Source organism: Micromonospora zhanjiangensis (assembly GCF_042650605.1).
Classification (GTDB): Bacteria; Actinomycetota; Actinomycetes; order Mycobacteriales; family Micromonosporaceae; genus Micromonospora_J; species Micromonospora_J zhanjiangensis.
The window spans coordinates 74,708-82,480 of the sequence record NZ_JBHSBN010000027.1; the positions used below are offsets into that span (position 1 = coordinate 74,708).

Below are 7,773 nucleotides of genomic sequence, written 5' to 3' on the forward strand. Positions count from 1 at the left end.
CGCGGTCCGCCGCCCGGTCGTCGGGGGCGATCGCCGGCCCGGGTACGACCACCGGGGTGCCCGTCGGGGTGACCAGTGCCCGACCGGCGACGGCGGCCCGACGGGCCCGGGGCACCACCGCGCGCCGGACGAACACGTCGTAGTCGGCGGCGGCGACCTCGTCCAGGATGCCGCCGTACAGCGCGTACGCGGTGCGCATGCAGGCCTGCGAGGCGGGGGAGAGCAGCACGATCCCGGGGGCCGCGGCGGCGTAGTGGGCCTGGGCGCGGGTCACCTCGTACTCGATGAGGTCCTTGATCCGGGGGGTGGCCGCGCCCCGGGCGGCGGCGGCGACCAGGTCGTCCCGGGTGACGCCGAACGCGGCCAGGTCCTCGTCGGGCAGGTAGGTGCGGCCGCGGTCGAGGTCCTCGGCGACGTCCCGGATGAAGTTGGTGAGCTGGAAGGCGAAGCCGAGTTGGCGGGCCGGCTCCCGGGCTGCGGCCGGGTCGGAGCTGCCCAGGATCGGCAGCATCATGGTGCCGATGACGGCGGCCGAGCCCTCCATGTAGTCGAGCAGGTCGTCGTAGCCGGCGTACGACCCGACGGTGAGGTCCATCGCCATGCTGCGCAGGAACGCCGCGAAGTCGGCCCGGTCCAGGTCGAAGACCGCGATGGTGTGCAGCACCGCGGGCAGCAGCGGGTCGTCCACCGGCTCGCCGTGCAGGCCGGCCAGGAACCGGTCGGACCAGTCGGCGAGCAGGGCGGCCCGGTCGGCGGGGGGAAGGTCCTCGGTGCGGTCGACGATCTCGTCGGCGTACCGGGTGAAGCCGTACAGGGCGTGCACATGTCGGCGTTTCCATGCGGGCAGCAGCCGGGTAGCGAGATAGTAGGTGCGGCCGTGCCGTTTGTGCAGCTCACGGCAGCGTTCATAAGCCTCGGTGAGATCGGTGTCCACCGGCCCCTCCCTGGAATTCGACGCACCAATCGACGCAATGATTACCTTAGGGTACGCTCGACCGCGTGGCCAACGACGCAGTTGCGGGCGACGCGCTCCCCAAGGCGCGGACGCCACCGCCGGGGATCGGCGAGGTCGGCCCGCAGGTCCTGACCACGTTCACCGGCGACCTGCGGGCCGCCGTGGAGGGCACCCTCGCCGCGTTCCTGTCCGGCCAGATCGACGCACTCGCCGAGATCGACCCGGCGGCCGGTGACTTCGCCCGGACCGCGCGCGACTGCGTGCTGGCCGGCGGCAAGCGGATCCGCCCGACCTTCGCCTACTGGGGCTGGCGTGGCGTGGTCGGCGGGCACGAGCCGGTCGGCCCGGTGCTGCCGGCCCTGGCCGCCCTGGAGTTGCTGCACACCTTCGCGCTGGTGCACGACGACGTGATGGACGCCTCCGCCACCCGGCGCGGCCGGCCCACCGCACACCGCATCCTCGCCGCTCAGCACATCGCGGCCCGCCAGACCGGTGACGCGGACCGGTTCGGCGAGGCCGCCGCGGTGCTCGTCGGCGATCTCTGCCTGGTCTGGGCCGACCGGATGATGTCGCACGCGGGCGTGCCGGCCGCCACCCAGTTGGAGGCGCGCCGGTGCTACGACCAAATGCGGATCGAGACCGTCGCCGGGCAGTACCTGGACGTCCTCAGCGAGACCGACGCGCGGCGCTGGTCGCTGGACCGGGCGCTGCGGGTGGCCCGCTACAAGACCGCCAGCTACACCGTGCAACGGCCGCTGCTGTTCGGGGCGGCCCTGGCCGAGTTGCGCCGGGACGGACCGCTGACCGCCGCCTACAGCCGGTACGGGATCGCCGTGGGCGAGGCGTTCCAACTCCGTGACGACCTGCTCGGCGTCTTCGGCGACCCGACCACCACCGGCAAGCCGGCCGGTGACGACCTGCGCAGCGGCAAGCCGACGGCGCTGCTGATGCTGGCCCGGGAACTGGCCACCACCGGCCAGCGGGCGGTGCTGGACCGGATCCGGCCGGCCGGGCCGGGAGCCGGCGCGGGGGGGCCGGTCGAGGACGGCGCGGCCGGGCCGGGAGCCGGCGCGACCGGCGGGGTCGGGAACGACGTGGTCGCGGGCGTGGCCGAGGTGGTGGCCGCCACCGGGGCGGTCGAGCTGATCGAGAGAATGATCGAGGACCGGGTGGCCGACGCGCTGACCGCGCTGGACACCGCTCCCATGGACCAGATCGCCCGGCAGGCGCTCACCGATCTCGCCGTGACGGCGACCCATCGGCGAGCCTGAGCCGGACGACCGCACAGGAGGTGAGAGGCGTGCGAACGGTTACCGGACGCACCGACCGGGTGGTCGTCGTCGGCGCCGGACTCGGCGGACTGGCCTGCGCGCTGCACCTGGCCGGCGCCGGCCGGCAGGTCACCGTGCTGGAGCGGGAGCCGGTCCCCGGCGGTCGCGCCGGCCGGCTGAGCCTCGACGGGTACGAGTTCGACACCGGGCCCACCGTGCTCACCATGCCCGAGCTGATCGCCGAGGCGCTCGGCGCGGTGGGCGAGGAGGTGTCCGACTGGCTCGACCTCACCCCGCTGGATCCCGCCTACCGGGCGTACTACCCGGACGGGTCGACGCTGGACGTGCTCACCGACACGGTCCGGATGGCCGCCGAGATCTCCCGGGTCTGCGGCCCGAAGGAGGCCGACGGCTACCTGCGCTTCGTCGACTTCGCCCGGCACCTGTGGCGGTTGGAGCGGGCCGACTTCATCGACCGCAACCTGGACGCCCCGACCGACCTGATCACCGCCAACCTGCTGCGGCTGGTCACCGCGGGCGCGTTCCGCCGGCTGCAGACCAAGATCAACCAGTTCTTCGCCGACCCGCGCACCCGGCGGATCTTCTCCTTCCAGGCCATGTACGCCGGCCTGGCCCCGCACGACGCGCTGGCCATCTACGCCGTCATCGCCTACCTCGACTCGGTCGCCGGGGTGTCCTTCCCCCGCGGCGGCATCCACGCCGTCTCCCGGGCGCTGGCCGGTGCCGCCGAGAAGCACGGGGTGCAGATCCGCTACGGCACCACCGTCGAGCGGGTGGAGACCTCGGCCGGCCGGGCCACCGGCGTACGGACCACCGACGGTGAGCGGGTCGACGCCGACGTGGTGGTGCTCAATCCCGACCTGCCGGTCGCCTGTCGCGACCTGCTGCCGGCCACGCGCCGGCCGCGCCGGTTGACCTACTCGCCGTCCTGTGTGGTGCTGCACATCGGGTCGCGGCAGGCGTACTCGAAGATCGCCCATCACAACATCCACTTCGGCCGGCCCTGGAAGGGCACCTTCGCCGAGGTGATCAAGCGGGGTGAGTTGATGTCCGACCCGTCCCTGCTGGTCACCAACCCGAGCCGGACCGACCCGTCGGTGGCGCCGGCCGGCCGGCAGAGCTACTACGTGCTCGCCCCCGTACCGAACCTGGACCGGGGCCGGCTGGACTGGCGGGGCGGCCTGGCCCAGCGGTACGCCGACGAGCTGAAACACACCCTGGAGGCGCGCGGGTACGTCGGGTTCGCCGACGCGGTCGAGGTGGAGCGGATCGTCACGCCGGCCGATTGGGCGGACGCCGGGATGGCCGCCGGTACGCCGTTCGCCGCCGCGCACAGCCTCCTCCAGACCGGCCCGTTCCGCCCCGGTAACCTGCACCGGGAGTTGTCCAACGTGGTCTTCGTCGGATCCGGCACCCAGCCGGGCGTGGGGGTGCCGATGGTGTTGATCTCCGGCAAGCTCGCCGCCGGTCGGATCACCGGGACGTCGCGATGAACACGTCACGCGAGGAGCACCTCGTCGAACTCGTCGACCCGGACGGCCTGCCGGTCGGTGCGGACACCGTCGAGGCGGCGCACCGCCGGCCGGGCCGGCTGCACCGCGCCTTCTCGGTGCTGCTGGCCGACCCGGCCGGCCGGCTGCTGCTGCAACGCCGGTCGACCGCCAAAACCCGCTTCCCGCTGCGCTGGGCCAACTCCTGCTGCGGCCATCCGGCGCCCGGCCAGCCGCTCGACGCGGCCGCCAATCGCCGGCTGCGCGAGGAGCTCGGCGCCGGCCCGGTCACGCTGACCGAGATCGGGGTGTACGTCTACCGCGCCGAGGACCCGGAGACCGGCCGGGTGGAGCACGAGTACGACCACGTGCTGCTCGGTCGGTTCGACCCGGACACGCCGCTGTCGCCCGACCCGGACGAGGTGGCCGACCTGCGCTGGACCGATCCGGACCGGCTACGGACCGACCTGACCGCCGAGCCGCGGGCGTACGCCCCCTGGCTCGGCGGTGTACTCGACCGGTTCTTCCAGGCCGGGGCGCTGGACCGCGCGGTCGCCCCGGACGACGTACCCACCCCCGGGGTGGACGACGCGGCGGAGCGGCCGGGTGGCCGATGACGTCCCCCTCAGCGCGGGAGCGGTAGCCCGCCGGTTGGGCGTGGCCGTCACCACGCTGCGCACCTGGCACCAGCGCTACGGCCTGGGACCGAGCCAGCACGTACCGGGACACCACCGGCGGTACACGGCGGAGGACCTGGCCCGGCTGGAGATCATGCGCAAGCTCACGGCCGAGGGGGTCAGCCCGGCCGAGGCGGCCCGCTGGGCGCGCCGGGCTCCCGGCGTACCGGAAGGGGAGCCGGCGTGGCCGCGGCGGCGGTGGGCGGCGCAGCGGGCCGGGTCCGGGCCGCCGAGCGGACCCGCGACCCGGGGCCTGCTCCGCGCCGCCGTGCGCCTGGACCCGGTCGGAGTCCGGGAGACCGCCGAACGGTTAATCGCCGCCGACGGCGTGGTCGACGCCTGGGAGGCCGTGTTCGCCCCGGTGCTGATCGGCATCGGCGAGCGCTTCGCCGCCACCGGCGGGGACATCGAGGTGGAACACCTGCTGTCCCGCTGCCTGTCGGAGGCGTTCGCCGCAGTGCCCCGGCCGGCCGGCACCGCCGGAGCGCCGCGGGTCCTGCTGGCCTGCGCCGACGAGGAACAGCACAGCCTGCCGCTGGAGGCGCTGGCGGCGGCGCTGGCCCAGGTGGCGGTGCCCACCCGCGCGCTGGGCGCCCGGGTGCCCCTGCCGGCGTTGCTGGAGGTGGTGGACCGGACCGGTCCGGCGGCCGTGGTGATCTGGGCGCACTCGCCGGCCACCGGCGATCCGGGCCAACTGGTCGCGCTGCTCGCCCGCCCGCGCCGCCCGCTGCTCGTGCTGGCCGCCGGTCCCGGCTGGTTGGCGGATCTGCTCCCGGCGGGCGTGGTGCGACCGAACAGCCTGGCTGAGGCGGTCCTGCTCGCCGTGGCGGTGTGCGAGTCTGCGGGCCGGTCAGCCACCGGCTAGCCGGGCTTACTCCCTTTGCCGTGGGACGTCCGATACCGTTATGGAGCCGAGACCCAAACTCCTCGGCCGCGCCCCGACACCCCTCGGGAGTTTTTGATGCGGAAACGCACCATGGTGGCTGCCGCGTTCGCGGCGCTGACGTTGCTCGTCAGCGGCTGCGCGCCGACCACCAGGACCGCGACGCACCGGCTGCCGACGGCCGACGCGTCCGGTGACACGGCCGCTCCCAAGCCGCCCAAGCACTCGGACGGGCCGGACGGATCGGACGGGGCGGATGTTTCCCCGCCATCCGGAGCAACGCCCACCAAACCACCCGGCACGCCGCCGAAGAAACCGCCCGCCTCCGGCGGCGGCGGCATGAGCGGCCCGCTGGGCACCCAACGCACCACCGGGGTACGGGCCGTCGCGTTGACCTTCGACGACGGGCCGCACCCGGTCTGGACGCCCAAGGTGCTCGACGACCTGAAGGCGGCCGGCGTCAAGGCCACCTTCTGCCTGATCGGTCAGCAGATCAAGGCGCATGCCGATCTGGTCGCCCGGATGGTCCGGGAGGGCCACCAGCTGTGCAACCACAGCTGGAAGCACGACCTGAAGCTGGGCAAGAAGTCCGAGGCGGAGATCCGGGCCGACCTGGTCCGCACCAACCAGGCGATCGAGAAGGCCGTACCGGGCGTCAAGATCCCTTACTTCCGCGCGCCCGGCGGCAACTGGACCTCCGCGATGATCAAGGTTGTCACCGAGCTGGGCATGACGCCGCTGCACTGGGACGTCGACCCGCAGGACTGGGCCAAGCCCGGCGCCACCAAAATCACCAATCGGGTCGAGGGTAGTGCCCGGGCCGGCTCGATCGTGCTGATGCACGACGGCGGCGGCGACCGCAGCGGCACCGCGACCGCGTGTCCCCAGGTGATCGCCTGGCTGAAGAAGAAGTACGGCATCGTCCGACTCGCGTGAGCGCCGACCGGCCGGGCCCGGCTGTGCCGTGTGGCATACCGGTTTGGCCCGGCCGGGCGGCATCACGTATGCTTTCGGAGCCTCCGGCGGGGCCGGATGGGAGCACGACCGTTTGAGTTGCGCGGCAACGCATGTGCAATGATGGCGGGGCCGCCCTCATCGTCTAGCGGCCCAGGACGCCGCCCTTTCAAGGCGGTAGCACGGGTTCGAATCCCGTTGGGGGCACGAGTTACACCCGGCAACAGCCGGTGCGAGGTCCTGTGGAGCAGTTGGAGTGCTCGCCGCCCTGTCAAGGCGGAGGTCGCGGGTTCAAGTCCCGTCAGGACCGCCAGCGCCGATCGCCGCGCGTCCACCGCGCGGCGATCTGCGTATCGGGGCAGGAAACCCGGTCGGCGGCCCCGCCGCCCGCCGGGTAATATGACCCGAGCAACACGGCCAGGTAGCTCAGTTGGTACGAGCGTCCGACTGAAAATCGGAAGGTCGGCGGTTCGACCCCGCCCCTGGCCACAAAGCCTTTCGCCGGGCTTCAACAGGGTCGGTGACCAGCGCCAGACGCGGGTCACCGGCCCTGATTGTTTCCCAGCCCTGCCGACCGGCCCGGTGCCTGGCGCCGGCCTCGGTGATCTTGGATGTCACCGATCTGCGGCCGCTGACCTGCGGCGGCGCCGCGCCGGTGTTAACCAGGTGCGAGGAACCTCCGGGCACCGGGTAATCTGTGCGGCGGGCCGCTAGCTCAATTGGCAGAGCAAAGGACTTTTAATCCTTGGGTTCAGGGTTCGAGTCCCTGGCGGCCCACTCCACCGCAGGTCAGAGGCCCCAGCCGGACCGGAACGTGCCCTGATCATGGGCCGTACAGCAGCGCAGCACAGCAGTAGGTCTCTCATCGGTCGAGTGACTGGCCCAGCGCGAGGCGCAGGTACGCCGGACGTCCCGCGCGGTGAGCCGACGCACGCCGGCCAGGTCACACCGACGGTCCCAGAACCGGTTGAAGTTGCGCGGCTCGACCGGCCGGCCGTAGCGGGTGGTGAAGACGAGGTCCGAGGGTTGCCAGGCCGGACCGGCAGCCTCGCGTGTGACGGCCTGGGCGTCGCGCCGGCGGGCCAGCGCCACGGTGCAGATGTCCGGCAGCGGCAACGTGGCGTCCGATGTGGCCGTCTTCGTCTCCCGGTGCAGCAGCTCGGCACCGACGTGTTGAATCTGCCGATCGATGGTGAGTTCACCCGCGTCGAGGTCGAGATCCTGCGGTCGCAGGACCGCACGGTACAGATTGGCTGGACCTGGATGACTCCCGGCCACTGGCGCACCGGAGCCAACACGAAAGCCAAGTTCATGCTGATGCGGCACGCGTTCGAGCACCAGAACACGGGTCGGGTGGCCGTCAAGACCGATCTCCGCAACGAACGATCACAGCAAGCTACAGATCTTGAATGGTCAGGTTGAGTCGTCGAGGGTTAGGCCGGTGTGGGTCAGGAAGCCGTCGAGCAGGTCGGGGCGGTACTGGATGCGCTTGAGCCGGTTGCGGATGATCGTCAGGAGGTGG

The 7,773-nt window shown here is 72.6% G+C and carries 7 protein-coding genes, 4 tRNA genes and 1 pseudogene; 10 read left to right on the plus strand and 2 right to left on the minus strand.

Annotation, left to right across the window (positions count from 1 at the left end; genetic code table 11):
• Positions 1 to 28: 28 nt before the first annotated feature.
• Positions 29 to 934: pseudogene (locus ACFOX0_RS27755) on the minus strand (phytoene/squalene synthase family protein); the annotation flags it as partial.
• Positions 935 to 999: 65 nt separating this feature from the next.
• Between ACFOX0_RS27755 and ACFOX0_RS27760 the strand changes: the two are divergent.
• The 9 genes from ACFOX0_RS27760 (at position 1,000) to ACFOX0_RS27800 (ending at position 7,028) form a co-directional block, all read left to right on the plus strand.
• Positions 1,000 to 2,226 (plus strand): polyprenyl synthetase family protein, encoded by a 1,227-nt coding sequence (locus tag ACFOX0_RS27760; protein WP_377551456.1) that lies wholly within the window; start codon positions 1,000 to 1,002, stop codon positions 2,224 to 2,226.
• Positions 2,227 to 2,255: 29 nt separating this feature from the next.
• On the plus strand, positions 2,256 to 3,740 hold the full coding sequence (crtI, locus tag ACFOX0_RS27765; RefSeq protein WP_377551458.1) for a phytoene desaturase family protein: 1,485 nt from the start codon (positions 2,256 to 2,258) through the stop codon (positions 3,738 to 3,740).
• Positions 3,737 to 4,354: an isopentenyl-diphosphate Delta-isomerase gene (gene idi / locus ACFOX0_RS27770; protein WP_377551460.1), complete on the plus strand. Its 618-nt coding sequence runs from the start codon at positions 3,737 to 3,739 to the stop codon at positions 4,352 to 4,354. The genes crtI and idi overlap by 4 nt, the downstream gene beginning before the upstream one ends.
• On the plus strand, positions 4,344 to 5,279 hold the full coding sequence (locus ACFOX0_RS27775) for a MerR family transcriptional regulator (protein WP_377551463.1): 936 nt from the start codon (positions 4,344 to 4,346) through the stop codon (positions 5,277 to 5,279). The genes idi and ACFOX0_RS27775 overlap by 11 nt, the downstream gene beginning before the upstream one ends.
• Positions 5,280 to 5,375: 96 nt before the next feature.
• On the plus strand, positions 5,376 to 6,233 hold the full coding sequence (locus tag ACFOX0_RS27780) for a polysaccharide deacetylase family protein (RefSeq protein ID WP_377551465.1): 858 nt from the start codon (positions 5,376 to 5,378) through the stop codon (positions 6,231 to 6,233).
• Positions 6,234 to 6,385: 152 nt separating this feature from the next.
• Positions 6,386 to 6,458, plus strand: a tRNA-Glu gene (locus tag ACFOX0_RS27785).
• 29 nt (positions 6,459 to 6,487) lie between these two features.
• Positions 6,488 to 6,564 (plus strand) — tRNA-Asp (locus ACFOX0_RS27790).
• Between the two features lie 102 nt (positions 6,565 to 6,666).
• Positions 6,667 to 6,740 (plus strand) — tRNA-Phe (locus ACFOX0_RS27795).
• Positions 6,741 to 6,955: 215 nt separating this feature from the next.
• Positions 6,956 to 7,028, plus strand: a tRNA-Lys gene (locus ACFOX0_RS27800).
• 12 nt (positions 7,029 to 7,040) lie between these two features.
• Here the strand turns inward: ACFOX0_RS27800 and ACFOX0_RS27805 are convergent.
• Positions 7,041 to 7,367 (minus strand): hypothetical protein, encoded by a 327-nt coding sequence (locus ACFOX0_RS27805; RefSeq protein WP_377551467.1) that lies wholly within the window; start codon positions 7,365 to 7,367, stop codon positions 7,041 to 7,043.
• A gap of 33 nt (positions 7,368 to 7,400) precedes the next feature.
• Here ACFOX0_RS27805 and ACFOX0_RS27810 point away from each other — a divergent pair, with 33 nt between their 5' ends.
• Positions 7,401 to 7,673 (plus strand): GNAT family N-acetyltransferase, encoded by a 273-nt coding sequence (locus ACFOX0_RS27810; RefSeq protein WP_377551470.1) that lies wholly within the window; start codon positions 7,401 to 7,403, stop codon positions 7,671 to 7,673.
• The last annotated feature ends 100 nt before the right edge of the window (positions 7,674 to 7,773 follow it).

Excerpts from the sequence above, each read along its gene's own strand:
- ACFOX0_RS27780 (WP_377551465.1), top strand. The coding sequence starts at position 5,376 with ATGCGGAAACGCACCATGGTGGCTGCCGCGTTCGCGGCGCTGACGTTG.
- idi (WP_377551460.1), top strand. The coding sequence starts at position 3,737 with ATGAACACGTCACGCGAGGAGCACCTCGTCGAACTCGTCGACCCGGAC.